Genomic DNA, 25204 nt, shown 5'->3' with positions numbered 1-25204 from the left:
AACATGAACAGGAGGCAGTATGCAACGTTACGGTGGGTGGATGGCGGCGGCCGCCGGCCTCGGCGGCGCCCTGGCCAGTGGCGCGGCGCTCAGCGGGCCGCTGCCCGGCGACGCCTACGACATCATCGAGGCCGAGCTGATCGACCGGCGCAGCGGCACCGTGGAGCTCTGGCACCAGGAGGTTGATCGCAGCGGGGCGGACCGGGTGGGCACCTTCGGCGCCCTGACCACCCGCGGTACCGGCAATTGGCAGATCACCGTGGGCCTGGGCACCGAGGGTGTTGAAGACGATTACGCCCGTGCCTTTCTCGATGTCGAGGGGCTGTGGCTCTGGCGCGACCGCCACCGCGACGGCTATGGGCTGGGCCTGGCCGCCGGGGCCGACTACGACATCAGCAACGACCAGCGCCGCGAGCACTTCCTGCTGGTGCCGCTGACCGTGGACTGGGGCCAGCGCACCACGGTTCACGCCAACCTGGGCGTCAACCACGATCGCACGGCCGATGACACCGACGGCATCTGGGGCCTGGGCCTGGACTGGCGTTTCACCGAGCGCTGGGACGTGATCCTGCAGGTCAGCGGTGATACCGAAAGCGACAACGACGCCCGGGGCGCCTTCGGGGTCCGGCGCAGCCTGCTCGACGACCTGGTCCAGGTCGATCTGGCCTACGGCCGGGAGATGTCCTCCGGCGAGGACGACGAGTTCTACCTGGGGGTCTCCTTCGACGCCATCCGCTTCTGACCCCACCGGCTGGCGGCTATCGGCGCCCGCCAGCCGGGTGAGGCCCTACATGGGCAGGTCGATCCAGCCGAAGAGGATGGCCGCGGCCAGGGCCCAGACGTAGAAGGAGAAGACCTTCAGCTGGGCCCGGTAGAGGAAGTAGATCACCAGCTTCAGCGACACGATGCCCACCACCGCGGCGACCACGAAGCCAGTGGCCAGCGCGGCGACGCTCACGCTCTCCAGGCCGCCGAGCCGGTAGACCTCGATGGCCTGGAGCAGGGTGGCCGCGCAGATGGTCGGGATGGCCAGGAAGAAGCTGTACTCCGCCGCCCAGCGCCGCTTGAGACCGGCGAACAGGCCGAAGACGATGGTCAGCGCGCTGCGCGAGAGCCCGGGCATGAGCGCGAAGCCCTGGGCGATGCCGATGATCGTCGCCGTCCCCACCCCCGTCTGGCGCAGCCCGCGGCGCCGGGGCGGGAGCTTGTCGGTCCAGAAAAGCAGGGCGCCGGTGAGGATCAGCGTGAAGCCGATCATCCACGGGTTGGCGAAGACCTGTTCGAAGACGGCCTTCAACGTCAGCCCCACCACGCCGGTGAACAGCACCGAGAGCATCCCCAGCAGGAACAGCCGGGCGTAGAGCGGCGGCCCCTGGAAGCGTCCGGCCCGGGCCCAGCCGTAGGCGTCGCGCAGGCTGTAGCGCGTGAAGCGCAGCAGGCTCGGGGCGAAGACCACCACGATGGAGACCAGCGTCCCGACGTGGACCACCAGGTTGAACAGGATCATCTCGGCGCTCTCTGGTGCCGGCATCGGGTGGTCCCGGCCGATCAGCCAGTGCTCGAGCAACACCATGTGGGCCGTGGAACTGACCGGCAGGAACATGAAGATCCCCTGCACGACCCCCAGCAGCACGGCGATCCAAAGGGCCATCCGGCGTGCTCCTCATCTGTGTCGATCCGAAGCCGGCTTTCATACGCGAGGGGGGCGGGCGGGTCAACCGTGATGCGCCGCAAAAATTGACGCAAGCGCCGCCTGCCGCTATTTTAAGGACCGATCTCAGCCGACCGAGTGTGTGGATGGCCCCCGGGGCCGCCCGAACGGAACGAATGGATAGCCAAGTACCGAGTACCAGCGCCGTGGCCCCGGACCCCGTGTTCGGCGCGCTGCGGCACGACCGCCACGCGGCGGGCCGCTCGGCCCGGGTCTGATCCGACCCGGCCCTGCCCGGAGCCCGCCGCGACGGCGCTCCGCAACAGGCAGGGCCGGGGGCCTCGCAACAGGCAGGGCCTCCCCCTGATACGAATCCACGCGGCGCGGCTGCATGCGCCGCTGCGTGCCGCTGCACGCCAACAGGGAGGAGTCGCCATGTTCGACAAGCCGCGCACCGCCGCCACGGACACCCGCCACGCCACCGATGAGGCCATCGCCCGCGCCCGCCGCCTGGCGCAGCAGCCCATCCGCGAGGCCGCCCGCGAGGCGCAGCACACCCCGCTGCACGCCTTCGCCCGGGTCGCCCGCCACCTGCCGCGCGATGTCTACCGCGATCTGGAGCGCCGCCTCCCCGAGGAGCGTCGCCAGGCCCTGCGCCATCTGCTGACGCTGCCGAGCGCCTGCGTCGGGGCCTGCCAGAGCGACGACTTCGTCCCCGTCAACGACGCCGTGCCTGCCGCGGCCGCCGCGCGCATGCTCGACGCCCACGGTGGCCGCGAGGCGTACGTTGTCCAGGGGGATGGGCGTTACCGTGGGGTGGTGGCCCGCGGCGTCCTGCAGGACGCCGGCGACACCCCAGTGGGCCGCCTGGCCGCATCGCGCCCCTCGCTCGAGGAGCTGGACGACGCCCCGCACGCAGTGCGCACCATGGACCGCGCCGGGACCGACGAACTGCCGGTGGTCGATCGCTACGGGCGGCTGACCGGGGTGCTCCGGCGAGCGGCCGTCCAGGCGAGCGCTCCGGAACGCCGGGGCTGGCTGCCGCGCCTCGGCCTGGGTGGCCGGTTCCGCCGTGGCGGCGCGCGCGGGCAGGGCGGCTGACGCCGCCCCGAGGTAAGCCCAACCAAGAAGACGCACGACAAGGAGCCAAGCATGGCCTACGAAGAGCTGCTCGACGAGATCCGACAGCTCCTCGATGGGAGGCGCTGGAAAGACGTTCGCGCTCGCATCGAGGAGCTGCCGGATCAGGACATCGCCGAACTGATCCTCAGCCTGGAGAAGTCGCAGCGTATCTTCCTGTTCAAGCTGCTGCCGCGGCCGCGGGCCTCGGAGGTCTTCTCGTACCTCTCCGGGGACAATCAGGACGCGCTGCTCCAGGATATGACCGACCACGAGACGCGGGAGATCGTCGCCGCGCTCACACCGGACGATCGCACCGCGCTGTTCCAGGAGCTGCCCGCCGAAGCCACCCAGCGGCTGCTTGAGCTGCTGCCCCCGGGGGCGCAGCGCGAGGCCCGCGAGCTGCTCGGCTATCCGGCGGAGAGTGTGGGCCGGCTGATGACGCCGGACTACATCGCCGTACGTGCCGACTGGACCGTGGAGCGCAGCCTGCAGCATATCCGCGGCCAGCGCGAGAAGGCCGAGACGGTGAACGTGATCTACGTCACCGACCGTGACGGACGCCTGCTCGACGCGCTGACCATCCGCCGTTTCATCGTCGCCTCGCCGGAGACGAAGGTCGAAGAGCTGATGGACTATCACTTCATCAGTGTCTCGGCGTTCGAGGATCGCGAGAAGGCGGTGGAGACGGTGCAGCGCTACGACCTGACGGCGCTGCCCGTGGTCGATACCGAGGGGGTGCTGCTCGGCACCGTGACCCCGGACGACGTCATGGACGTGGCCGAGGCCGAGGCCACCGAGGACTTCCAGAAGGTCGGTGGTGTCGGCGTGCTCAACTTCAGTATGCGCGACGCCAGCATGAAGCTGCTCTACCAGCGGCGGGTCGGCTGGCTGGTGCTGCTGGTGTTCATCAACATGTTCGGCGGCGAGATCATCGCCTCCTTCGAGGAGACCATCGAGGCGGTCATCGTCCTGGTCACCTTCCTGCCGCTGGTCGTCGACACCGGGGGCAACGCCGGCACCCAGTCGGCCACGTTGATGGTGCGCGCGCTCGCCACCGGGGATGTCAAGGCACGGGACTGGTTACGGCTCTGGGGCAAGGAGGCCGGCGTGGCCATCGCCCTGGGTCTGACCGTGGGCCTGGCGGTCTGGGCGCTGGGGCTCTACCGCGGCGGCCTGGACATCGCCTGGGTGGTCGCCTTCGCCATGGTCGCGGTGGTCTTCATGGGCAGCATGATCGGCATGCTGCTGCCCTTCGGCCTGGCCCGGCTGAACCTGGACCCGGCCACGGCCAGCGCGCCGCTGATCACCTCCATCGCCGACATCGCCGGCATCCTGATCTACTTCACCATCGCCACGGCGATGCTCGGGCATATGCTCTAGGCGGTTTGTGAGGGGGGGATTACTGAGCTAGGCTAACGTCGATCAAGGCTTCGAGGAGATGCCTGCATGCGGACAACGCTGGATATTGACCCGGATATCCTGGAGGCCGCGAAGGAGTTGGCGCGGCGCCGGAACTGCTCCACGGATCAGGTGGTCTCGGAGGCTATCCGGCAGGCGCTGGAGCGGGACCGGAACCCGGAGCGTCGGCCAGTGGCAGGTGTTCGCGTCGGGGGGTTTCGCCCCTTCCCGGCGCGTTCTCGGCCTGTGACCAATGCGGATGTCGAAGCCTTACGAGACGAAGAAGGGGAGTAGGTGAGGGCGCTTTTAGACGTCAATGTCCTGATTGCGTTGCTTGATGGGGGACATGAGTTCAACCGGTTAGCGACAGACTGGCTTGAAGCGCACTTGGATCGGGGCTGGGCATCCTGTCCGCTGACTGAAAATGGTTGTATTCGCGTCATGTCGCAGCCCCGATACCCCGGCGCGCTTCCCTCGTCTGAAGTTGCTGAGCGCCTCTCGGAGGCGACCCGCGATCCTTCCCATGAGTTCTGGGCGGCCGATACCAGTCTGCTTGAATCCGGACGGGTGGACTGGGGGCGGCTGTCTGGCCATCGGCAAATTACGGACGCCTATTTGTTGAGTCTCGCGGTGGTTCACAGCGGAGCGCTGGTCACTTTCGACCGGCGTATTGGGCGGGAAGTTGTCCCGGCCGCGGGGCCGGAGCATTTGGTCATCATCCCTCATCACTAGGGGGCTGCTAGGCGGTGTCAGTTGGCGGTCGGCCTGCGGTTTGGATGATTTTCGGGAGCGTGTATGACGATCAAATCGGACCGGTGGATCCGGCACATGGCGCAGGAGTACGGCATGATCGAGCCGTTCGAGCCGGGTCAGGTGCGCGATAAGCCAGAGGGAAAGCGCGTCATCTCCTACGGGACTTCGAGCTACGGCTACGACGTCCGCTGCGGCAAGGACTTCAAGATCTTTACCGACATCAACTCCGCGGTGGTGGACCCGAAGGACTTCGATGCCGCGAGCTTCGTGGACGTCCACGGCGACGTCTGCATCATCCCGCCGAACTCCTTCGCGCTGGCCTACACGCTGGAGTACTTCCGCATCCCGCGGAACGTGCTGACCATCTGCCTGGGCAAGTCGACCTATGCCCGCTGCGGGATCATCGTCAACGTTACGCCCCTGGAGCCGGAGTGGGAGGGGCGGGTGACGCTGGAGTTCTCCAACACCACCCCGCTGCCGGCGAAGATCCACGCCAATGAGGGCGTGGCGCAGATGCTCTTCTTTGAGTCTGACGAGCCGTGCGACATCTCCTACGCCGATCGGGGCGGCAAGTACATGGGCCAGGACGGGGTCACGCTGCCGCGCTCCTGACCGCCGGTGTCAGTTGTCGCGGATTGGTCCGCTGACGTCGGTCAGCTCCATGACGAAGGTGCGTCCGCTGTCGGCGTGCTCAATCTTCACCGGCAGGTTGTGCATGCGCCGGTAGACCCACGCGTTGGACTCACGGGAACTGTCGCCGTCGCGCACGCGCTGGATGCGCTCGGCCCGGTAGGAACCGGCGGCGACCGAGACGCGCTCGCGGCCCTTGCGCTCGAAGCTGTAGTCCGAGATCTCCCCGTCGTCGGCGATCCGGTAGGTCAGCACCCGGTCGAAGGTGGCCGAGAGATCGCGCATGATCAGAAGCTGCGGCAGCAGCCGGTCCACCGCGCCTTCCTCTAGGTCGATGCGCTCGCCGTCTTCGAAGGTCACTTGCCCGGCGTCGTGGTCGAAGGTGATCTCCTCGTGGCGCTCGTCGCGGCCCTCGCGCTTATGGATGAAGCGCTCCGGCCGCAGGGTGCCGTCCTCCAGGACACGCCCTTCGCTGATATCGGTCAGGTCCGTGCCCAGCACCGCCCGGGCGAGCCCGCGGGGACGGACGAACATCTCGTAGCGGTAACGGTCATCGCCCAGATACTCCAGCTCCAGCCGACTGGTGCCCAGGGTCAGACGCCCGTACTTCACCTCATACTCCGCCCGGAACTCGGGGATGCGCTCCGCCTCGGCCAGCGCGGCGGGGGCGGCCAGAGAGGCTGCCGCAACCAAAAGACCGGCGGCGAGCCAGACGGACAGCGAGCGGTGCTTGGGCGCAGGGTGTGTTCGGTGGCTCATCATCTCTCCTTCCGGGCGGGTGCGGTCCTTCTGCCACCTTGGGCAGCCGGGAGGGCGGGAGGTTCGCGGTGCCTGCGCGGCCTCCCCGCTAGTCGATCTCTTTGAGGGCGGCTAGGCACCGTCCGGGTGGGCCCCCTGGGTCGAGCCTTCAGGGCGCGCCGAGCAGCGCAGCCCCGGCGGGGGATCCGCGCGAACCAGTCGTGGTTCGCGCGGATCAGCGAGGTTTTGTCCGAGCGGCGCGTCAGCGCCGCGAGTTAAGCGAGCGGCCCCGCCGGGGTGAGCAGCACAGGGGACCCCGTAGGGGCGCGTCCTGCGCTCGACCCAGGGGGCCCACCCGGACAGTGCTCGCCCCCCTAGAGTGAATCGACCGCATCCTCCGCCCGGACGCGCACCGGCCCCGAAAGCACCCGCCCGTCCAGCTCGACCCCGGCCTCCGTCAGCGCCAGCCGCCCCTGCGCCAACCAGCGCACCGCCAGCGGATAGACCCGGTGCTCCTGCACCTGCACCCGCTGCGCCAGCGCCTCGGGCGAATCCCCGGCATGGACCGGCACCACCCCCTGCACGATGGCCGGGCCGGCGTCGAGCTCCGGCGTGACGAAATGCACCGTGCAGCCGTGCTCCTCGACCCCCGCCTCCAGGGCCCGCTCATGGGTGTGCAGACCGCGGAAATCCGGCAGCAACGACGGATGGATGTTCAGCAGCCGCCCCTCGAAACGCTGGACGAAGACCGGCGTGAGGATGCGCATGAAACCGGCGAGCACCACCAGATCCACGCCCACCGCCTCCAACTGCTCAACCAGGGCGCCGTCGAAGGCCTCCCGGTCGGCGTAGAGGCGATGGTCGACCACCGCCGTGGGCACGCCGGCGGCCTCGGCCCGCTGCAGCCCGTAGGCGTCGGCCCGGTTGCTGAGTACGCAGGCGAAGGTTCCGGGCAGCTGCCCGGCGGCGTGCTGGTCGAGCAGGGCCTGCAGGTTGCTGCCGCTGCCCGAGAGCAGGACGGCGATCCGCGGGCCCTGGCTCACGGTGCGGCTCCATCGATGGTCAGCCGCGGCGCGCCGTCGTCGGCGGCGACCACCTCGCCCAGCCGCCAGGCGGACTCGCCCTGATCCTCGAGCACGGCCAGGGCACGCTCGGCGTCGGCGGCGTCGACGCAGGCCACGAAGCCGACGCCGCAGTTGAAGGTGCGCAGCATCTCACCGCGCTCGACGTTGCCGGCGCGTGCCAGCCAGTCGAAGACCGCCGGCCACGGCCAGCGCTCCAGCGCCGCCGCGCAGTGCTCGGGCAGGACCCGGGGCAAGTTCTCCGGCAGGCCGCCGCCGGTGACGTGGCAGAAGGCCTTGACCGGCACCGACTCGGCCAGCCGCAGCGCCGGGGTGACATAGATGCGCGTCGGCCGCATCAGGTGATCGGCCAGCGGCTCGCCCTCCAGCGACTCGTCCAGCGCCCCGGGGTGGCGCTCAAGGATCTTGCGGATCAGCGAGTAGCCGTTGGAGTGCGGACCGGAGGCGGGCAGGGCGATGAGCACGTCGCCGGGGGTGACGGTGGTGCCCTCGATTAGCCGCTCGCGCTCGACCACGCCGACGCAGAAGCCGGCCAGGTCGTAGTCGCTGTCGGCGTACATGCCGGGCATCTCGGCGGTCTCGCCGCCGAGCAGCGCGGCGCCGGCGTCGCGGCAGCCAGCGGCGATGCCCTGCACCACGGCGGCGGCGGTATCCACGTCGAGGTGGCTGGTGGCGTAGTAGTCGAGGAAGAACAGCGGTTCCGCGCCCTGGACCACCACGTCGTTGACGCACATGGCCACCAGATCCGTGCCCACCCCCTGGTGGCGGCCGGTCTCGATGGCCAGGCGCAGCTTGGTGCCGACCCCGTCGGTGCCGGCGACCAGCACCGGGCGGCGGTAGCCGTCGGGCAGCTCGACGAGGCCGCCGAAGCCGCCGATGCCGCCGAGCACCTCTGGGCGGCGGGTGGACTCGACGGCCGGGCGGATACGGCTGACAAGGTCGTTGCCGGCGTCGATATCGACCCCGGCGTCGCGATAGGTCAGCGGGCGTTGCTCTTCCAAGGCGGTTCTCCTGGGGTGTACCGGTGGGCAGGGCTCGAAAGCCAATGCCGCGTAGTATGACGCCCGGCCCCCGGCGGCGCCAAGCGCCCGGCTGAACGCGGGCGGCCGGGGTTGCAGGGCGCCGCTGATGCCACGGCGTCGGTGCAGCCTGTCGGGCCCCGGCGACGTGGATCGCGGCTCCATGGGGCCCCGTGGCTCGTGGTATGTTGGACAACAGGCGTGCGCTCTGCACCCTCAGTGATCCACCCTGAACCCTGACCCCTACGGATGACCGACAGCCCGCCCATGAGCACGGCCGCACCCTCCGCCCCCGACCGTCTTCACCCCCGTCGCCGCGCCCTGCCGGTCGTGGTCCTGGCCGCCTGCGCCCTGCTCGGGGTGGGTACGGCGGCGGCGAGTGATCTCTACACCGCCGAGGTCCGTGTGGACAGCCGTCAGGACGCCGAGCGCGAGGCGGCCGTCGAGGCCGGCCTGGAACGGGTCATCGGGCGCATGGTGGGGGTCTACCACGGCTTGGAGGACCACCCGGCGGGGGAGCTCCTCGACGACGCGGAGCGCTATCTGGAGAGCTACCGCTACCTGCGCCTGGACGATGAGCTGGCCGTGGAGCTGCGCTACGAGGGCGGGGTTTTGCGCCGCCACCTGGGCGAGCGCGACGTGGCCGTCTGGGGTGAGCACCGGGCGCCGATCCTGCTCTGGGTGGCCACGGAGATCGACGGTCGGCGTGATCTGCTCGGCTTCGCCGCGGCGGGGACCGAGGGCGAGGTGCTCGAAACGCTCCACGACGGGGCCGAGCAGCGCGCCCTGCCGCTGATGTACCCGACACTGGATCTGCGCGATCGGCAGGCCGTGGGCTTCGTGGACATCTGGGGCGGATTCGACGAGTCGCTGCGCGAGGCCTCGCAGCGCTACGGCAGCGCCGCGGTGGTGGCGGTGGGCCTGCGCAAGGCGGGTACCGGCGCCTGGCGGGCGCGCTGGACGGTGCTCACCGGCGAGGACGCCCTGCAGCATCACACCGGCCCGGGTGAGCTGGAGCGCGTGGTGACGGAGGGGCTCGATGAGGTCGGTGGCGCCCTGACCCGCCGCTTCGCCGTGGTCCCCGGTGAGCACGACGGCCAGCAGCTGGAGATCGCCCTGACCGGCATCGACGCCGTGGAGGATTACCTCGGTGCGGTGCGCTATCTGGAGGAGGTCACCGGCGTCGAGCAGGTGGATGTGCAGCGCATTGCCGGCGATCGGGTGACCCTGCGTCTGCTCCTGGCGCGCAGCCCCGAGCGGGTGGCCGAGGATCTGGACGACGCCGAGATGCTCTGGCCGGAGGCCCTGCCCGCCGCCGAGGTCGGCCCCGGCGGCGGGCAGCTGACCCGCAGCTACCGCTGGCAGCCGTAGCCGCTGCGTGCGCGGCTCACCAGTCGTAGGTCAGGTTGACCAGGGTGGTGGCGTCGTAGCGGGAGTCGGCCTCGGTGTTGTTGTCGTAGTCGTAATTGAGCTGCAGGCTGGCGCTGAGGTTCTCCATCAGCGGCATGCGCAGCCCGGTGCGCGAGGTGACGAACCACTCGTCGGAGTCGCTCAGCTCGCTGATCAGCTCGTGGCGGTGGAAAAAGCGCAGGGCCCCCTCCATGAAGTACTGCCGGTAGTCCAGCGCCCAGCGCGCGGCGGCCTCGCGGTTGCGATCGCCGGAGTCCAGCTTCTCCTCGCTGATGTAGGTGGGGCCGGCCTCGGCGGAGAGGCGGATGCGGTCGTCGTCGAAGAACTGGTAGCCGGCACCGATACCGGCGACGTAGCGCTGGCGCAGGTCGGCCTTGCGGTCCTGGCGCCAGGAGAGATTGGAGTTGGCGTACCAGGGGCCGTGGAAGAACCAGTCGTAGCCGGCGCCGATGCGGGAGTTGTTGACGTCCTCATCGCCGTCGCCGTCCTTGCCGCGGTTGAGCTCCAGGTTGGCGGTGAAGCGGTGGGCGTTGGTGCGCTCCAGGTAGTCGGCGTTGAGGTTGTAGCGCTCGGACTCGGTGTTGCCCTGGTTGATGGCGATACCGAGGCTGGCCGAGGCCTCGCGGCCATCGGCGGCTGCGCTGCCGCCGGCGGTGGCCAGTGCCACGGCCGCGGCCAGGTGGATGGAACGTCTGCGCATGGTGAGCGGCTCCTCGATCCGTGTGGGTGTCGGGTCGGCGGCCCGCGGCGACCGCGGGCCGGGTTCCGTGCGCGGGAGATTAACAGGCCTGCGCCGCTGGACAAGGCGGCGCTTGACAGGGCGGCGACGGCGCCCTGGAATGAGCCCACCCGCAATGCCCACCGGGGGGATCGGTGCAACTGCCACTGAACATCCGCTGGAACGCCGCCGCCGAGCTCGACCGCTTCGTGCCCGGCGAGAACGATACGGCCCTGCGCCTGGTCACGGACCTGGCCGACGGCGTGCTCGAGGCGCCGGCGCTCTACCTGCACGGCCCCCACGGGGTCGGTAAGAGCCACCTGCTCCAGGGGGCCTGCCGCCGCGTGACCAGCGCCGGCGGGGTGGCGGTCTACCTGCCGCTGGATCAGCTGCTCGGCCACGGCGCGGCGGTGCTCGACGGCTGGGAGCAGGCGCAGCTGATCGCCCTCGACGATCTCGATGCGCTGCACGGGCGCGACGAGTGGCAGGGTGCGGTCTTCCATCTCTACAACCGGGTGGTGGAGCGCGGCGGGCGGCTGCTCTTCGCCGGGCAACGGCCGCCGGCGGAGCTGCCGCTGGAGCTGCCGGATCTGCGCTCGCGCCTGGGCTGGGGACCGGTGGTCGCGGTGCGCGAGCCGGATGAGGCCACCTGCCTGGCCATCCTCCGCCAGCGCGCGGCACAGCGCGGGCTGGAGCTGCCGGACGCCACCGCGCGCTACCTGATCCGCCGCCTGCCGCGGGAGTTGCCCGGGCTGCTGGCCTTCTTCGAGACCCTGGATCGGGCCTCGCTGGCCGCCGGGCGTCGGCTTACGGTGCCGTTTGTCCGCGAGATCCTTGCCGAGCGCTCCCGGCTTGACGCAGATACATCAGGGCGGCGGTGAAGTAGACCACCGCCAGGGCGATCTCGAGGACGCCGAGCCAGCGCTCCGGGCCGGGCACCGCGGCGTAGGTAACGCCGTGGATGAAGTAGATCAACACGAAGATCGCGCTCCAGGCCACGGTGTAGCGGCGGCCGTAGAGGACCCCGCGGGCGGTGAGCGCCAGCGGGCCGAGCAGCGTGATCAGGGCGATGGGCATCAGCGCATCCGCGGGCGGATGCAGCCACAGCAGCCAGCTGGTCATCAGCACGACCAGGCCGATGAAGGCGGTGATGGCGATCCGGTGCAGGGCCTTGGCCGACATCATGCCTCGGGTCCGTAGAGCTGGACGGCCAACCGCGCCACGCGGCGGCCGAGGGCGTTGCACAGCTTGCGCTCCTCGTCGGTGATCGGCCGGTTACCCGCCGTCCCGGCGGTGTGGCTGGGGCCGTAGGGCGTGCCGCCGCTGGTGGTCTTGGCCAGGGTCGGCTCGGTGTACGGCAGGCCGACCAGGTACATGCCGTGGTGGAGCAGCGGCAGCATCATGCTCAACAGGGTGGACTCCTGCCCGCCGTGGAGGCTGCCGGTGGAGGTGAAAACCGCCCCGGGCTTGCCGGCCAGCGTCCCGGAGAGCCAGGCGCCGCTGGTGGTGTCCAGGAAGTACTTCAGCGGGGCGGCCATGTTGCCGAAGCGCGTGGGACTGCCCAGGATCAGCCCGTGGCAGTGCTCCAGTTCCTCGACGATGGCGTAGGGCGCCCCCTCGTCGGGGACCGCCGGGGCTACGCTCTCCCAGTCCGGCGAGACTGGCGGGACTGTGCGCACCACGGCGCAGGCGCCGTTGACGGCCTCCACGCCCCGGGCCACGTGGCGGGCCATATCGGCGGTGGCGCCGCTTCGGCTATAGTAGAGCACCAGGATCCTGGCCACGGCGGTATCTCCGTTGGTTGCGGTACCCGGCATTCTAACGCCTGCACGGAGAGGCTCCACCATGACGGAACTGCGCGGCCGCCTCCGCGCCGCCGCCGACAGGCTCCGGGCGTTGCCCGCCCACCCGCTGGTCAGCCAGGCGTGGGGGTTCAGCGAGTACCTAGTCCAGCGCATCCAGGCCGATCAGTGCGCCAAGAGCGCCGGCATGCTCGCCTACGTCACCCTGCTGGCCATCGTGCCGTTGATGACCATCGGCTTCTCGGTGCTGGCGGCCTTCCCGGTCTTTGAGGGGGTCACCGACCGCCTGCGCGAAGCCATGGTCGATTACCTGGTGCCGGCGGCGAGCGACGCCATCGACGAGCACCTGGAGAACTTCATGGGACGCGCCGCCGAGCTCACGGCAGTGGGCATCGCCGGTCTGACGGTGACCGCACTGTTGCTGCTCAACACCATCGAGCGGGTGCTCAACGAGATCTGGCGGGTGGAGCGGCCGCGGCCGACCCTTCAGCGGTTCATGGTCTACTGGACGGTGCTGACCATGGGCCCGCTGCTGCTTGGCGTGAGCGTGGCCTCCACCTCGTACATGGGCACGGTGAGCCTCGGCCCGCTGGAGCCGCCGTCGGATCTCATCGCCCAGCTGCTCAACCTGGCGCCGTTCGTGGTGCAGGCCGTTGTCTTTACGCTGCTCTACAGTCTGGTGCCGCACCGCAGCGTGCCGGTGCACCACGCCGTGATCGGGGGCGTGGTGGCCTCGGGGCTGTTCGAGTTGGCCAAGGGCGGCTTCGCGGCGTTCATCGCCCGCGCGCCGACCTACGAGGTCATCTACGGGGCCTTGGCGGCGCTGCCCATCTTCCTGGTCTGGCTGTACATCTCCTGGCTGGTGATCCTCATCGGTGCGGAGGTCACCCAGGCCCTGCGTGGCTACCGCTGGCGCACCGGCGGCCACCTGGCCCGCGACCGGTGGGCACTGGTGCTGGCGGTGCATATCCTGGGGCACCTCTATCAGGCGCAGCGCCGGGGCGAGGGGGTCACCTTCGCCGAGCTGCTCGAGCAGGAGCCGGAGGCCGGCGAGCCCGGCCTGGCCGAGGCCCTCGAGGCCCTGCGCCGGCACCACGTCATCGAGCGCAGCGCCGACGGCGCCTGGCTCCTGGCGCGGGATCCTTCGACCTTCAAGCTGGCCGAACTCCACCGCATGCTCGCCTACCCGCTGCCCCCGGCGGCGGGCTTGGAGTCGGGCGTGGCGTGGGATCGCCGGCTGGCCGAGCGGCTGCGCCGGGTGGAGGAACGTTGGGAGCAGAGCTTTGATCTGCCGCTGAGCGCCCTGCTTGAGCCCACCGCCGAGGAGGCGGCCGACGCAGGGCGCCCGGCGGCGCGTGCGGAGGTAGCATGACGACGACCGACGAGAAGACACGCTGTACCATCAGCGGCCGGGTGCAGGGGGTCTGCTTCCGGGCCGCCACCCAGGAGCAGGCGGTGCGCCTGGGCGTGACCGGCTACGCCCGCAACCTGCGCGACGGACGCGTGGAGGTGCTCGCCTGCGGGCCGCCGGAGGCGGTCGCGCAGCTGCGCGAGTGGCTGCATCAGGGGCCGCCGGCGGCCAGCGTCACCGCGGTCCACTGCGAGCCGGCCGACGACCCGGCCCCGGCGGATTTCACCGTCCGCTGACGGGCCATTGGCGGCTGTGGCTGCCGCACACCGGCCGCGTGCGCCGGCGCGCTACGCCCCGCCGCCGATCAGTGCGGCATACCCCTCCCGGAACGTCGGGTAGCGGAAGCGGTAGCCGCTGGCCTTGAGCTTGCGGTTCGAGCCGCGCTTGCTGCCCACCCCGCGCATGCCGCCGCTGCCCGGTTCGCCGCGCGGGGGTTGCGGTACGCCGAGCAGCTCGGCGATGCCGTCCATCACCTCGCACTGGGTCGAGGGGGCGTCATCCACCCCGAGGTAGACCCCGCCGGGGACATCGTCGCGGCCGAGGTGGGCGAGGCTGCCGACCACGTCCTCGCTGTGGATGCGGTTGGTGTACTGCCCCTCCTGGCACGGCTCGCCGGCCTCGACCTTGCGGATGAGGAAGTCGCGGCCGCTGCCGTAGATGCCGCCGTAGCGGGCGGCCACCCCGGTCCACGGGCCGGCGAGGGCGATGGCCTCGGCCTCGAGCAGGCGCTGCCCGGAGAAGCGCCCGGGCTCGGTGGGGCTGTCCTCGTCGATCCACTCGTCGGCCTGCTGGCCGTAGACGGCGGTGCTGGAGACGAAGACCAGCCGCCGCGGCGCGGCCGGGTGGCGACGCAGCACGCCGGCGAGGTTCTGCAGGCCGTCGACGAAGGCGCGGCGGTAGCCGTCGTCGTCGTAGCTCCCTGGGGTGACGATGTAGTAGACGGTATCGAGCCCGGTGGGCACCGCCTCGGCCAGGGTCGCCGGGTCCTCGAGGTCGGCGGCGATCGGGGTGATCCCCTCGGGCAGGCCCTCGGGCTGGCGGCGCAGGCCGAAGACCTCGGCCCCGCCGGCGGCCAGGCGGCTGCCCAGGGCCTGGCCGATGCGGCCGCAGCCGGCGATGAGGACGCGGCCGCGGGGGCCTAGGTCAGACGGTTCTTCAGCCATGTCACGATCTCCGTGCGGGGGACGCTGGTGGGGTTGTCGTCCTGGCGACCCTTGTATTCCACGCTGCTGTCCTGGATCGCCCGGGGGCTGACCACCACCCGGTGGGGGATGCCGATCAGCTCCATGTCGGCGAACTTCACCCCGGGGCGGGCGTCGCGGTCGTCGAAGAGGACATCGATGCCGCTGGCGGTCAGCTCACCGTAGAGCGCCTCGGCGGCCTCGGCCACCGCCGGATCCTCGGCCTTGATGGCCACCAGGGCGACCTGGAACGGAGCGATGGGCGCCGGCCAGCAGATGCCCTGATCGTCGTGGTTCTGCTCGATGGCCGCGGCCACCACCCGCGAGACACCGATGCCGTAGCAGCCCATGGTCACCGTGCGCTCTTGGCCCTGCTCATCGAGTACGCTGGCGCCCATGGCCGCGCTGTAAGTGGTGCCGAGCTGGAAGATGTGCCCCACCTCGATACCGCGGCGCAGGGTCAGAGTACCCTCGCCGTCGGGGCTCGGGTCGCCCGCTTCGACCTCGCGCAGGTCGGCGGTCTCCGGCTCGGGCAGGTCGCGGCCCCAGTTGACGCCGGTCAGATGATAACCCTCGCGGTTGGCGCCGCAGGCAAAATCGGCCATCGCGGCGGCGGCGTGGTCGGCGATCAAGGGGATCCCCGTCAGCCCCACCGGCCCCAGCGATCCGAACGGGCAGCCCAGCTCGCGCTCGACGCGCTCGGCCTCGGCGAAGGTCAGCGGCGCCTTGACCGCCGGGTGCTTCTCGGCCTTGAGCGCGTTGAGCTCGTGGTCGCCGCGCAGCAGCAGCGCCACCAGTCCGCCCTCGGCGCCCTCGACCACCAGGGTCTTGAGGTTGCGCGACTCGGGCAGGCCGAGGTAGTCGGCTACCTCGGCGATGGTCCGCTGCTCCGGCGTGGCCACCTCCTCCATGTTCGCGCCGGGCGCCGGGCGCGGCTCCTGCGGCGGCAGTGCCGGGGCCAGCTCGACGTTGGCGGCGTAGCCGCTGGGCTCGCACACGGCGATGGCGTCCTCGCCGGAGTCGGCGAGGACCATGAACTCGTGGGAGACACTGCCGCCGATCGCCCCGGTGTCGGCCTCCACCGGCCGGAAGGCCAGTCCGGTGCGCTGGAAGATCCGGCAGTACGCCTCGTGCATGCGCTGGTACTCGGCGCGCAGGTCGTCCTCATCGAGGTGGAAGGAGTAGGCGTCCTTCATCAGGAACTCACGGGCGCGCATGACGCCGAAGCGCGGGCGGATCTCGTCGCGGAACTTGGTCTGGATCTGGTAGTAGTTCACCGGCAGCTGGCGGTAGCTGCGGATCTCCCGGCGGAAGAGGTCGGTGATCACCTCCTCGTGGGTGGGGCCGAAGCAGCAGTCGCGGTCGTGGCGGTCCTTGATGCGTAGCAGCTCCGGGCCGTACTTCTCCCACCGCCCGGACTCCTGCCACAGCTCCGCCGGCTGCACGGCGGGCATGAGCACCTCCAGCGCCCCGGCGCGGTTCATCTCCTCGCGCACGATCCGCTCCACCTTCTGCAGCACGCGCAGCCCCAGGGGCAGCCAGGTGTAAAGCCCCGAGGAGAGGCGGCGGATCATGCCGGCGCGCAGCATCAGCTGGTGGCTGACGATCTCGGCGTCGGCCGGGGTCTCGCGGGTGGTGGATAGCGGAAAACGGGTGACGCGCATCGATTCGCTCCCTGTCTGGATCCGGTCTTCGGCGACGGCTGGGCCGCGGAACCGGACTAGGGTAGCGCAGCAGGAGCGCGGGGGCGAAGGGAGCAGCGGGTCAGGACGCCGCGGTCAGCCGCCCGGCGATCGCCTCCGCGGGCGCGGGGTGGCCGAAGTGGTAGCCCTGCGCCTCGTTGAACCCCATTTGCTGCAGCAGCTCCGCCTCCTGGCCGGTTTCCACCCCCTCGGCGGCCAGCCCCATACCGAAGCGCTGGGCGAGCCCGGCGATGCTGGTCACTAGCGCCTGTTGGTCCGGGTCCGTGGGTAGGTGCCGGATCAGCGTCTGGTCCACCTTGAGCCGCCCGGCGGGGAGATCGCGCAGGGAGACGAGCGACGCGTAGCCGGTGCCGAAGTCGTCGATGGTCACCCCCAGGGCGTGCCGGCGGGCGTGGGCCAGGCCCTCATGGCCGGCGCCGCCGGTCTCCAGCAGCTGGCGCTCGGAGAGCTCGATGTCCACGGTGTGCGCCGGCAGGCCCAGCCGCTCCAGACGCTTGCTGAGCACCGCCGGATCCAGCGCGCCGGTGCCCAGGGTGCGCCCGGCGGTATTGACGCTCACCCGCGGGACGCGGCGCCCCTGGGCGTGCCAGTCGGCGAGGTCGGCCAGCACCTGTTCCACCACCCAGCGGTCCAGATCGCCGAGCAGGCCGGCCTGCTCGGCGGCGTCGATGACCTCCTCGATGCCGGGCTGGGGGGTGGGGTCCTCGGGCCAGCGCAGCAGGGCCTCTAGGGCGGTCAGCTTACCGCTGGCCAGATCGAAGACCGGCTGGTAATGGACGCAGAGGGTGTGCCGATCCAGCGCCCGGCGCAGGTCGCGGATCAGGGACACGCGCCGGGCGACGCGATCGCCCAGGTCTGGCTCGACGATCTGCCCGGGTTGGTGGTCCGCAGCGGTGTGCGTGGTCGCCGAGCGCGCCTGCTCGAGCAGTGTGGCGGCGTGGCGGCTGTGCTCGGGGAACAGGGCGATGCCGATGCGCGGCTGCAGCCGGCAGGTGCAGGTGCCGGTCTCCACCGGCTGTTCGAGGGCCTGGCCGATGCGCTGCGCGACCTGCAGGGCGCCGCTGCGCGAGCCGGTCTCCGGCAGGATGGCGGCGAACTGGCCGCGTCCCAGGTGGCCGAGCAGATCGGCGTGGCGCAACTGCCCGCCCATACGCTCGGCGACGCCGTGCACCACCCGATCGGCGATCTCCGCACCCAGCCCGGCCTCGGTGCGCTCGAAGCCGTCGAGCTGGACTACCAGTACGGCCAGCTCGGTGTCCCGGGCCTCGGCGCGCTGCATGGTCCAGCGCAGCAGCGCCTCGGTGGAGTCCCGGTCCGGGAGACCGGTAAGCGGTTCCCGATCGACGGGGTGTGGCGGCCCCTCGGCTGTGGCCCCGGGGCCCGGTTCCCGGGGGTCGAGCAGCAGCAGGACCAGCGGACGCTCGTGCAGCGGCGCCTCGATCAGCTGCGCCCGGGCCTGCAGCAGGCTGCCGTCCTCGCCGCGACGGGTGCTCAGCCGGACGCCGCCGCGCGGGGTGGCGTGGGGCGGGGCGGGGTCACCGGTCATCAGCGGGCACTGGGTGCGGATCCGCGCCAGCGCCTCGCCGGGCAGGATGCGCTCGGCCGGCTCGCCCAGAACCCGCTGCGGTTGGCGCTGGAGGAGTTCGCTGGCGGCCGGATTGCAGAGCGCCACCCGGCCCTCAGCGTCCAGGCCGACGACGGGCTGTGGGCCGTGCTCGAGCAGCGCGGCGGCCAGACCGGCCCGATCCAGGTTCCAGCGCAGGGTGTGGCAGCGATCCTCGCCGTCGCCGTGGTCAGGGAACTGCAGCTCCAGCAGCCGCAGCGGGTGCACCCCGAGCACCTCGGCCACCTCCGCCACCGTGCCCAGGTTCGGATACCCGTCGCGGGACCAGAAATCGTAGAGCGACTGCCGGCTCATCCCGGCCCGCCGGGCGACCTCGGCCAGGGACAGGCCCTGCTCGTTGGCACAGCGGCGGATGAAGACCTCGAGCTCCGTGCTCATCGGTGCACTCCTTGTCCAAGTGGCCCCGCGCTTGCGCTCCTCCCGGGGCCGCGTTGCGGCCCCTCACCGGTAAACGTCTAGTTAACCGGAGGGGCGACGGGCGATGGAAGGGTGGAGTGTCCAGATCCATGGACAGATCGGCCAGTGCGCGGGTGTCTGATGGTTCGGACGATCGAGGGCGCCCATTCGTCGGAACAGCTGGACGGAGACGGTCAGGGGCCTTTGGTAGCGTCCCAAGTGCCAGCCAATCCCGGGTCGACGACCGGAGAAATGACCCGGGGCTGGACCACCGGAAGTCGCTTCTTGGCTGAAGCAGACCAAAGGATTCGCACAGGGAAACAGAGGAGAAGCAGTCATGCGGAAGTTCGACTGGACCAAGGGTGCGCTGGCGCTGACCGCGGGTTCCGTTCTGGCCATCGGTGCCGGGAACGTCGCGGCCGACAACTGGGAGGATAGTGACAGCTTCGACGTTGAGGTCGAGGTGTGGGAGCCGGTGGACGTCGAGATCCAGTCGGAGCCGGACCTGGATGATCAGTACGTGCCGGGCCAGACCGCCCAGGGTGACTTCTCGGCCAAGGTCGGGGGTCAGGACGACGCTGAGGTGAACGTCGAGTACTCCAGCACGGGCGACCTCTCCGACGAGGAGGAGATCACGGTGTCCCTGCCCGGCGATGAGACCGTCACGCTCGGTGATGACGACGTGGAGGTCGGTGGCCAGTTCTCGGCCGAGCTCGGCGACGAAACGCCTGCGGATACCTATTCCGAGGATGTGACGGTCACCGCGGACTACACGGCTTTCTAAGCGCCTCCTTAATCGAGGATCCGAAGGATGAAGCGCGGGTCCCCGTGGGGGCCCGCTGGATCAAGGCTAGAGGAGGTAAGCCATGAGCCGATGGAAGCGGTATCCACCGTGCCGGGCTCACACGCCTGTTGCGGCATGGACGGTGGCCAGTGTGTTCGCCTTCGTCGCAGGTACGGCATGGGCGGATCAGGACGGGTCCAGTGCCGAGGAGTCGATGGAGCTCTCGCTTGAGGTGACGGAGCTTGCCGAGCTCAATGTCACGGTGGAGCCGGACCTGACCTGGGATGACCCGCTCTTTACCGGCGAGCCGTTGCCCGAGAGCTACAATGAGCCGCAGCTCACGATCCAGGGGGAGCCGAATAAGCGGGTCGATCTCAAGCTCGACGGCGATCTGGATGAGGTCGATGACAAGAGGGCCATCCTGGAGGTGGAGAATGGCTCCGACACGTTCGAGATGATGCTCTCGGCGACCTTCGACTTCTCAAAGGGTCCCGTTGAGCTGAACGGCGATGGTGTTTACGAGTACCCGATCACTGTCTGTGAATGTGAGGCCAACGGCGATCAGGCCACAACCGAGACCCCGATCCCGGAGGACATCCAGGCAGGGACCTATAGCGCGACGATCCACGCCTACGTGGATTACGCGGACTTCTAACTGATCGGGGATCTTTGCGGGGGAAGGCGAGGACGCCGGAGCCCCCGCCCTTTCTTTCAGGTGTGAGGAGGTCGGTCGTATGCGCAGGCTCGCATTCGGCACGTCGTGGCTGGCAGCTGCGGGGCTCAGCTTGGCGGTTGTGGGCGATGCGGTGGCGTCGTTGCAGCTCGCCCCGCAACGCGTCTTCCTGGACGAGCAGCAGCGCGCCACCCAGGTCCAGGTCTTCAATCGCAGCGACGAACGCCAGGAGTATCGCGTCTTGGTCCTGGACGAGCAGGTGACACCCCGCGCCGGCACAGAGCTGAAGGAGCCGGTCGAGCCTCCGAACAGCGATCGTGGTTACTACGGGGCTGACCTGGTGCGGTTCCATCCGCGGCAGATGACGCTGGAGCCGGGCGAGAGCCAGACCGTGCGCATGATGGCCCGCTTCCCGGATAACCTGGAGCCGGGCGAGTACCGGGCGCGGCTCGCGGTCCGGACCATGCCGACCGGGGATGCCCAGGCCTTCGCCGACGATCTCGGCGAGGACGAGGTGGCGGTGGAGATCGAGACCCTGTTCGCCATGAGCGTGCCCATGGCGATCACCTACGGTGAGCCCGAGGCCGAGCCCGCCTTCGGCGAGGTCCGCCGCGTGGCCGAGGAGGATGACGATACCCTCGAGGTGGTGCTCGAGCGCAACGGCGAGCGGGGCGTCTACGGCGACTTGGCCGTCTACCGGGAGGGTGAGGCGGAGCCGGTCCTGGAGCGCTCCCGCGCCGTGGTGCCCGCCTCCATGGCGGATCACCGCATCATCGAGCTCGACAATGCCGAGGCCGGGATCCGGGCGGGTGACCGGCTGCGGCTGGTCTACCGGGCCTTCGACGAGGCGGAGGACGGGAGCCCGGCCCCCGAGGGCGGCCATGTCCTCGCGGAAGAGGTCGTGACGGTCGAGTGACCGGTCGGGGTGGTGTCCGCCCGCGCCGCGCTCCTGGCCGGTGTCGTTGGCCTCTCCCTGGCGCTGCAGCCATCGATCGGCCTCGCATCGAGCCCCCTCTCACTGGATGCCCTCGAGGAGGCGGACGAGGAAGCGCGGAGCGACATGATCGTCCGCCTCAGCCTAGAGGGCTACACGCTCGCCGATACCGAGTACCTGATCCAGGAGGGGGAAGCGGTCTACTACCCCCTCGGGCAGATCGCCAGCCACCTGGAGTTGGCGCTGGACGTGCAACCCCGCGAGGGCGAGGTGACTGGGTGGGTCCTCGATCCCGACCGCACGGTCTCCTTCGACGCCGACAGCGGCATGGGCAAGGTCGGAGGCGACCCCCTGGTCCTCGGGGACGAGGACTGGATCCAGGAGCACGATGACCTCTACCTCCGGGAGGAGGCCATCCAGGCGTTCCTGCCCGTGGACTTCGAGCACCGCCCGCGCGATGCCGAGATCCACATGCGCGCTGAGGAGGAGCTTCCTGTGCTCAGCCGGCTGGAGCGCGAGTCCCGCTGGGCGGAGCTTCGCGACGGGGCTCCCGCCGACGAGGGGGAGGCGTGGCTGCCCCGGGAGCCGCTCCCGCGGCGCGCGCTGACCCGCCCCGCATGGTCCCTGAGCCTCGATCAGCGGCTGAACGACGAGCAGACTGCTACACGGGGCGATCTTGCAGGGGCCGGTGATGTGCTCTGGCACGAGTCGGAGTGGCGGCTCCTGGCCAATGACGAGGATGGCCTCCGCCGGTTCGACGGCGCGCTCGGCCAGCAGGTTGGCCACCCGGCTTTGGAGCGCTACGAGCTAGGTCGGGTCAATCCGCCGCGCTATGACCTGGTCCGCCGCGGTCGCTCCGGGATGGGGGTGACCGCGACCAACCGTCCGGAGGGCGTGGCGCGAACGACCTTCACCGATCAGACAATCGAGATCGAGGTCCCCGAGGGCTGGGATGTCGAACTCTATCGCGACGGTGACCTGATCGACTTCGCCCAGGACGTCGATACGGACCGCCTCGAGTTCGACGATATCGACGCCCGGCCGGGCACCAACCCCTACACCATCGAGTTCTACGGGCCGCACGGTGAGCGGGAGACCATCATGCGCACCATCGAGATCGGCCCCGGGCTGCTGCCCCCGGGCAGGGTGCACTACAGCCTCGACGCCGTCTGGGAGGGCGAGAGCCTCTACGAGCAGGACCCAGCCGATGAGCACGTCCGGAGCGCTGCCGGGCGGGTGGATGTCGGCGTGACCGAGGCCGTGACTGTCGGCGCGGACGTCCACTACCAGGAGCCCGATGAGCAGGCGGCTCCGGCCGAGCGCGAGCTTGTGGGTGCGGACGCCGCTTTCAGCGCCCTGGGCGTCTGGGGCCGTGTGCGCGGTGCCTTCGATCGCGAGGATGGCAGCGCCTGGCGGCTGTCCCTGGATCGGGGGCTGGGGCCGCTGGATCTCGGCTACGAGTACACCCATGTGGATGGCCTCGAGGGTGAGGCCATCCGCAGCCGCGTCAGCGGCGAGCTGCGCCACGGCCATGAGCTCCAGGCCGCCGGCTCCCTCGGGCCATTGCGCACGCGGCTGCGCTATGAGCACCAGGAGTCGGCGGACGGCGAATCCACCTGGCAGCGGCTGCGCACCCGCGAAAACGTGACCATCGGTGGGCAGCGCCTGAGGCATTCGCTCCGCGTCAGCCGGACGGATGACGAGGATCCCGCAGCGCGGGGAAGCCTCCAAACCCGCTGGGGCCGCCATCGCCAGGGGCGGCTGAGCCTCGGGGTCAGCTACGACCTCGCCCCCGAGGCGGAGATGGACAGCGCTAACGCGGAGTACAGCCAGGACCTCAACGCGAACTGGCGCGGCAGCGCTAGCGTGCGCGGGAGCTTCAACGATCGCCCCCACCGCCTACGGCTGGGGCTCTCCCGCACGAGCCGCGAGTACTGGCGGCTGTCGGGGCGGGGCCAGATCGATACCGAGGGGAGCTGGCAGGTCTCGGTCGGCGTGGACGTCGGCGGTCTGCCCCATCCGGATGGCGGCTGGTATCCCGATCCGGAGGCCGGGCGCGGCTACGATCACGGCGCCGTCATGGCCCGCGTGCACCAGGACGGGGAGCCCGTGGAGAATGTCGAGGTCTGTGCCGACCGTCAGTGCGGGGCCAGTAACGAGGACGGTGAGGCCTGGGTGGCCCGACTGGAGCCACACGAGCCGGTCAATGTCGAGGTCGATGTCGGCTCCATCGAGAACCCATTCGTGCGACCGGCCAAGGAGGGGGTGAGCTTCCAGCCGCGCCCCGGCAGGGTGTTGCCGTTGGAGTACGCCTTGCACGAGACCGGGGAGGTGGACGGTACGGTGCAGCGGCGGCGCGGGCTGCACGACCCCGAGGCCGTTTCGGGTTTCGAGATGGAAGCGGTCGACGCCGAGGGCGGCGAGGTCGTGCGCAGCGAGCGCAGTGTCTTTGATGGCCTCTACATCCTCGACCAACTTCCTCCTAGCGCTTACCGGATCCAGGCCTCCGAAGAGCAGGCGGAGCGCCTTGGCGTGCCGCAATCAGCGACCGCGCAGCGGGTCGCCATCGAGGACGACGGGGATTTGGCCCGCGGTTACGACCTGACCATCCACGATGATGGCGAGATCGTCCAGGCTGCTGAGCCAGCTTCACCGGTGGAAGAGATTCGCTTCGAGTTCGACGAGGGGTTCAGCATTCGCGAGCACTTGGAGCATGTGCTGGAGCGGCTGGAGGCCCCAATGTCCGACGAAGACCTAGCGGCGTTGGTCGAGGAGGTGCGGATGCTCAATGGTGATCCAGACGATGGGGACTCGGTGATCGTCCCCGCAGATCAGGCTCCGCTGGACGAGATCGCCCACTGGGAGCGGACCGGGAAGCTCGGTCTGGAGTCGCAGTGAACTGCTAGCCGGGAGGGGCGCTTACCTGGGCGGTGCTTTAGCGGCGTTTAGGGGTGGTGTCACCAGTCGTACGAGGCGGTGACGGTGACCTCCCACTGATAGCTGCCGGAGGGTGCTTCCTCGTCGGTCTTTGCGGTCACCTCTCCGTCATCCACGTGCACCCCCGTGACGAACTCCTGCCGCGTCCCGGGTACCTTTAGGTCTGCATGATCCTCGGCCCCATCGGGACCTTGTCGGAGCGACTCGTCAAAGGTGATCTCCATGGGGCCTAAACCCTTGACGAGATACTTGAACGCTCCGGAGGCGCTCTCCCCGGCGGTGATGGGGGCCCCTCCGTTGAGTTTCATGTGGGGGTTCGGTTCCTCAATCCCGGCCTGGATGGGTTCCTTGACCGAGATTTCTTGGCTAAAAGAGGCCTGATCCTGCCCCGGCGTCTGGGCCGTAGCTGAGGTTGAAACCAAGCCGATCAGGCACGTCAGCGGGCCGGCGATCCAGAGGTTCCCTGTGTGCCGCATGATCTCTCCCTGCACGCAGGCTTTCGACCCAAAAATTAGCTCGCGCGCGCGAGGGGAGTCAAACCGCGGTCATGGGCGCGTATCGGCGAGATGGTAGGCTGTGCTCTCGTCCGAGGCGGTTGCGGTGGCGGCCGATGGAGAGGTTGGCTGGCCCCTGCTTGACCTCCGCCCCACCGGCCAGTATTTTCCCGCATTTACTCCGCACAACGCGGTCCCGGGGGAGAGCTACATGCGGCACATCATCTCGATGCTGGTGGAGAACGAGTCCGGCGCGCTGTCGCGCATCTCGGGCATGTTCACGGCCCGTGGCTACAACATCGAGTGCCTGACGGTCGCCCCCACCGATGACCCGAGCATCTCGCGGCTGACCCTGGTCACCATCGGCGACGATCAGATCATCGAGCAGATCATCAAGCAGCTGAACAAGCTGCTCGATGTGATCAAGGTCGTGGACATGACCGAGGGCAAGCACATCGAGCGCGAGATGATGCTGATCAAGGTCACCGCCGGCGTCGCCGAGCAGCGCGAGGAGTTCAAGCGCCTGACGGACATCTTCCGCGGCCGCATCCTCGACGTCACCGAGAAGATCTATACCATCGAGATGACCGGCACGAGCGACAAGCTCGACGCCTTCATCGAGGCCATCGGCCCGAGCAACATCCTGGAGGTGGTCCGCTCCGGTGTCATCGGCATCAGCCGCGGCGAGCGCCATCTGCGCGTCTAGCGCCGTCCCGTCTCATCCCCGCCCGCCCGGCGGCGGGC

Annotated in this window: 26 protein-coding genes; 15 read left to right on the top strand and 11 right to left on the bottom strand. The window is 69.8% G+C overall.

The features are described from left to right. Window positions 1-19 precede the first annotated feature (19 nt). On the top strand, window positions 20-742 hold the full coding sequence (locus LRG10_RS08910) for a hypothetical protein (protein ID WP_238635184.1): 723 nt from the start codon (window positions 20-22) through the stop codon (window positions 740-742). A gap of 45 nt (window positions 743-787) precedes the next feature. Here LRG10_RS08910 and LRG10_RS08905 read toward each other — a convergent pair whose 3' ends face one another. Beyond that, window positions 788-1651 carry an undecaprenyl-diphosphate phosphatase gene (locus tag LRG10_RS08905; protein ID WP_238635183.1) on the bottom strand — a complete coding sequence of 288 codons (864 nt, stop codon included), beginning with the start codon at window positions 1649-1651 and terminating at the stop codon, window positions 788-790. A gap of 435 nt (window positions 1652-2086) precedes the next feature. Between LRG10_RS08905 and LRG10_RS08900 the strand changes: the two genes are divergently transcribed. The 5 genes from LRG10_RS08900 to dcd all read left to right on the top strand — a co-directional run bounded on the left by LRG10_RS08900 (window position 2087) and on the right by dcd (window position 5536). Next, window positions 2087-2752, top strand: a complete 666-nt coding sequence (locus LRG10_RS08900; RefSeq protein WP_201169023.1) for a CBS domain-containing protein — start codon at window positions 2087-2089, stop codon at window positions 2750-2752. Window positions 2753-2803: 51 nt separating this feature from the next. After that, a complete protein-coding gene (gene mgtE, locus LRG10_RS08895; RefSeq protein ID WP_201169021.1) occupies window positions 2804-4153 on the top strand; it encodes a magnesium transporter in 1350 nt (449 codons plus the stop codon). 66 nt (window positions 4154-4219) lie between these two features. Further along, the gene (locus LRG10_RS08890; RefSeq protein WP_238635182.1) at window positions 4220-4465 is read left to right on the top strand and encodes a CopG family transcriptional regulator; all 246 of its coding nucleotides are present in this window, start codon (window positions 4220-4222) and stop codon (window positions 4463-4465) included. Next, entirely contained in the window at window positions 4466-4903 is a 438-nt protein-coding gene (locus tag LRG10_RS08885; protein WP_238635181.1) for a TA system VapC family ribonuclease toxin, read from the top strand. A gap of 63 nt (window positions 4904-4966) precedes the next feature. Beyond that, window positions 4967-5536, top strand: a complete 570-nt coding sequence (dcd, locus tag LRG10_RS08880; RefSeq protein WP_238635180.1) for a dCTP deaminase — start codon at window positions 4967-4969, stop codon at window positions 5534-5536. 9 nt (window positions 5537-5545) lie between these two features. Here the strand turns inward: dcd and LRG10_RS08875 are convergent, their stop codons facing one another. The 3 genes from LRG10_RS08875 to purM all read right to left on the bottom strand — a co-directional run bounded on the left by LRG10_RS08875 (window position 5546) and on the right by purM (window position 8375). Beyond that, entirely contained in the window at window positions 5546-6313 is a 768-nt protein-coding gene (locus LRG10_RS08875; protein WP_238635179.1) for a DUF3108 domain-containing protein, read from the bottom strand. Window positions 6314-6666: 353 nt separating this feature from the next. After that, a complete protein-coding gene (gene purN, locus LRG10_RS08870) occupies window positions 6667-7335 on the bottom strand; it encodes a phosphoribosylglycinamide formyltransferase (RefSeq protein WP_238635178.1) in 669 nt (222 codons plus the stop codon). After that, window positions 7332-8375 (bottom strand): phosphoribosylformylglycinamidine cyclo-ligase, encoded by a 1044-nt coding sequence (gene purM, locus LRG10_RS08865; RefSeq protein ID WP_238635177.1) that lies wholly within the window; start codon window positions 8373-8375, stop codon window positions 7332-7334. Before purM ends, purN begins: the two co-directional genes overlap by 4 nt. A gap of 285 nt (window positions 8376-8660) precedes the next feature. On the opposite strand from purM, the gene LRG10_RS08860 reads away from it, so the two are divergent. Further along, on the top strand, window positions 8661-9764 hold the full coding sequence (locus LRG10_RS08860; RefSeq protein ID WP_238635176.1) for a DUF2066 domain-containing protein: 1104 nt from the start codon (window positions 8661-8663) through the stop codon (window positions 9762-9764). Between the two features lie 16 nt (window positions 9765-9780). Here the strand turns inward: LRG10_RS08860 and LRG10_RS08855 are convergent, their stop codons facing one another. Next, window positions 9781-10503 carry a YdiY family protein gene (locus LRG10_RS08855; RefSeq protein ID WP_238635175.1) on the bottom strand — a complete coding sequence of 241 codons (723 nt, stop codon included), beginning with the start codon at window positions 10501-10503 and terminating at the stop codon, window positions 9781-9783. A gap of 173 nt (window positions 10504-10676) precedes the next feature. On the opposite strand from LRG10_RS08855, the gene hda reads away from it, so the two are divergent. Beyond that, entirely contained in the window at window positions 10677-11402 is a 726-nt protein-coding gene (gene hda / locus LRG10_RS08850) for a DnaA regulatory inactivator Hda (protein ID WP_238635174.1), read from the top strand. On the opposite strand, the gene LRG10_RS08845 is transcribed toward hda, so the two are convergent. Together LRG10_RS08845 and wrbA are read right to left on the bottom strand one after the other, a co-directional pair. Next, on the bottom strand, window positions 11329-11706 hold the full coding sequence (locus tag LRG10_RS08845; RefSeq protein ID WP_201169008.1) for a DUF2069 domain-containing protein: 378 nt from the start codon (window positions 11704-11706) through the stop codon (window positions 11329-11331). The two genes, hda and LRG10_RS08845, sit on opposite strands and share 74 nt — an antisense overlap. After that, window positions 11703-12305, bottom strand: coding sequence for an NAD(P)H:quinone oxidoreductase (wrbA, locus tag LRG10_RS08840; RefSeq protein WP_238635173.1), 603 nt, complete (start codon window positions 12303-12305; stop codon window positions 11703-11705). The genes LRG10_RS08845 and wrbA overlap by 4 nt, the downstream gene beginning before the upstream one ends. A gap of 61 nt (window positions 12306-12366) precedes the next feature. Here wrbA and LRG10_RS08835 point away from each other — a divergent pair, with 61 nt between their 5' ends. After that, window positions 12367-13695 carry a virulence factor BrkB family protein gene (locus tag LRG10_RS08835; RefSeq protein ID WP_238635172.1) on the top strand — a complete coding sequence of 443 codons (1329 nt, stop codon included), beginning with the start codon at window positions 12367-12369 and terminating at the stop codon, window positions 13693-13695. Then, complete coding sequence (gene yccX / locus LRG10_RS08830) at window positions 13692-13970, top strand: acylphosphatase (RefSeq protein ID WP_201168999.1); 279 nt, start codon at window positions 13692-13694, stop codon at window positions 13968-13970. The genes LRG10_RS08835 and yccX overlap by 4 nt, the downstream gene beginning before the upstream one ends. A gap of 51 nt (window positions 13971-14021) precedes the next feature. On the opposite strand, the gene LRG10_RS08825 is transcribed toward yccX, so the two are convergent. The 3 genes from LRG10_RS08825 to LRG10_RS08815 all read right to left on the bottom strand — a co-directional run bounded on the left by LRG10_RS08825 (window position 14022) and on the right by LRG10_RS08815 (window position 18620). Continuing rightward, entirely contained in the window at window positions 14022-14897 is an 876-nt protein-coding gene (locus LRG10_RS08825) for an SDR family oxidoreductase (RefSeq protein WP_238635171.1), read from the bottom strand. After that, entirely contained in the window at window positions 14873-16579 is a 1707-nt protein-coding gene (locus LRG10_RS08820) for a proline--tRNA ligase (protein ID WP_238635170.1), read from the bottom strand. Before LRG10_RS08820 ends, LRG10_RS08825 begins: the two co-directional genes overlap by 25 nt. Window positions 16580-16679: 100 nt before the next feature. Beyond that, on the bottom strand, window positions 16680-18620 hold the full coding sequence (locus LRG10_RS08815) for an EAL domain-containing protein (protein ID WP_238635169.1): 1941 nt from the start codon (window positions 18618-18620) through the stop codon (window positions 16680-16682). A gap of 355 nt (window positions 18621-18975) precedes the next feature. Here LRG10_RS08815 and LRG10_RS08810 point away from each other — a divergent pair, with 355 nt between their 5' ends. The 4 genes from LRG10_RS08810 to LRG10_RS08795 all read left to right on the top strand — a co-directional run bounded on the left by LRG10_RS08810 (window position 18976) and on the right by LRG10_RS08795 (window position 23927). Continuing rightward, window positions 18976-19422 (top strand): hypothetical protein, encoded by a 447-nt coding sequence (locus LRG10_RS08810; protein WP_238635168.1) that lies wholly within the window; start codon window positions 18976-18978, stop codon window positions 19420-19422. Window positions 19423-19504: 82 nt separating this feature from the next. Further along, window positions 19505-20077 carry a hypothetical protein gene (locus LRG10_RS08805; protein ID WP_238635167.1) on the top strand — a complete coding sequence of 191 codons (573 nt, stop codon included), beginning with the start codon at window positions 19505-19507 and terminating at the stop codon, window positions 20075-20077. Window positions 20078-20156: 79 nt separating this feature from the next. Further along, complete coding sequence (locus tag LRG10_RS08800) at window positions 20157-21011, top strand: hypothetical protein (RefSeq protein WP_238635166.1); 855 nt, start codon at window positions 20157-20159, stop codon at window positions 21009-21011. Window positions 21012-21023: 12 nt separating this feature from the next. Continuing rightward, a complete protein-coding gene (locus LRG10_RS08795; protein WP_238635165.1) occupies window positions 21024-23927 on the top strand; it encodes a hypothetical protein in 2904 nt (967 codons plus the stop codon). 59 nt (window positions 23928-23986) lie between these two features. Here LRG10_RS08795 and LRG10_RS08790 read toward each other — a convergent pair whose 3' ends face one another. Next, a complete protein-coding gene (locus LRG10_RS08790; RefSeq protein ID WP_238635164.1) occupies window positions 23987-24457 on the bottom strand; it encodes a hypothetical protein in 471 nt (156 codons plus the stop codon). Between the two features lie 214 nt (window positions 24458-24671). Here LRG10_RS08790 and ilvN point away from each other — a divergent pair, with 214 nt between their 5' ends. Beyond that, window positions 24672-25166, top strand: coding sequence for an acetolactate synthase small subunit (gene ilvN / locus LRG10_RS08785; protein ID WP_011813499.1), 495 nt, complete (start codon window positions 24672-24674; stop codon window positions 25164-25166). The last annotated feature ends 38 nt before the right edge of the window (window positions 25167-25204 follow it).

It is taken from the genome of Halorhodospira sp. 9628 (genome assembly GCF_022228075.1).
Taxonomy (GTDB): domain Bacteria; phylum Pseudomonadota; class Gammaproteobacteria; order Nitrococcales; family Halorhodospiraceae; genus Halorhodospira; species Halorhodospira halophila_A.
The sequence above is the reverse complement of the archived record's forward strand: the minus strand, read 5'-3'. Positions and strand labels throughout refer to the sequence as shown.

Coding starts and splice junctions, on each gene's coding strand:
- LRG10_RS08910 (WP_238635184.1), top strand. CDS start 20: ATGCAACGTTACGGTGGGTGGATGGCGGCGGCCGCCGGCCTCGGCGGC.
- LRG10_RS08905 (WP_238635183.1), bottom strand. CDS start 1,651: ATGGCCCTTTGGATCGCCGTGCTGCTGGGGGTCGTGCAGGGGATCTTC.
- LRG10_RS08900 (WP_201169023.1), top strand. CDS start 2,087: ATGTTCGACAAGCCGCGCACCGCCGCCACGGACACCCGCCACGCCACC.
- mgtE (WP_201169021.1), top strand. CDS start 2,804: ATGGCCTACGAAGAGCTGCTCGACGAGATCCGACAGCTCCTCGATGGG.
- LRG10_RS08890 (WP_238635182.1), top strand. CDS start 4,220: ATGCGGACAACGCTGGATATTGACCCGGATATCCTGGAGGCCGCGAAG.
- dcd (WP_238635180.1), top strand. CDS start 4,967: ATGACGATCAAATCGGACCGGTGGATCCGGCACATGGCGCAGGAGTAC.
- LRG10_RS08875 (WP_238635179.1), bottom strand. CDS start 6,313: ATGAGCCACCGAACACACCCTGCGCCCAAGCACCGCTCGCTGTCCGTC.
- LRG10_RS08860 (WP_238635176.1), top strand. CDS start 8,661: ATGAGCACGGCCGCACCCTCCGCCCCCGACCGTCTTCACCCCCGTCGC.
- LRG10_RS08855 (WP_238635175.1), bottom strand. CDS start 10,503: ATGCGCAGACGTTCCATCCACCTGGCCGCGGCCGTGGCACTGGCCACC.
- LRG10_RS08845 (WP_201169008.1), bottom strand. CDS start 11,706: ATGATGTCGGCCAAGGCCCTGCACCGGATCGCCATCACCGCCTTCATC.
- LRG10_RS08835 (WP_238635172.1), top strand. CDS start 12,367: ATGACGGAACTGCGCGGCCGCCTCCGCGCCGCCGCCGACAGGCTCCGG.
- yccX (WP_201168999.1), top strand. CDS start 13,692: ATGACGACGACCGACGAGAAGACACGCTGTACCATCAGCGGCCGGGTG.
- LRG10_RS08825 (WP_238635171.1), bottom strand. CDS start 14,897: ATGGCTGAAGAACCGTCTGACCTAGGCCCCCGCGGCCGCGTCCTCATC.
- LRG10_RS08820 (WP_238635170.1), bottom strand. CDS start 16,579: ATGCGCGTCACCCGTTTTCCGCTATCCACCACCCGCGAGACCCCGGCC.
- LRG10_RS08815 (WP_238635169.1), bottom strand. CDS start 18,620: ATGAGCACGGAGCTCGAGGTCTTCATCCGCCGCTGTGCCAACGAGCAG.
- LRG10_RS08810 (WP_238635168.1), top strand. CDS start 18,976: ATGCGGAAGTTCGACTGGACCAAGGGTGCGCTGGCGCTGACCGCGGGT.
- LRG10_RS08805 (WP_238635167.1), top strand. CDS start 19,505: ATGAGCCGATGGAAGCGGTATCCACCGTGCCGGGCTCACACGCCTGTT.
- LRG10_RS08800 (WP_238635166.1), top strand. CDS start 20,157: ATGCGCAGGCTCGCATTCGGCACGTCGTGGCTGGCAGCTGCGGGGCTC.
- ilvN (WP_011813499.1), top strand. CDS start 24,672: ATGCGGCACATCATCTCGATGCTGGTGGAGAACGAGTCCGGCGCGCTG.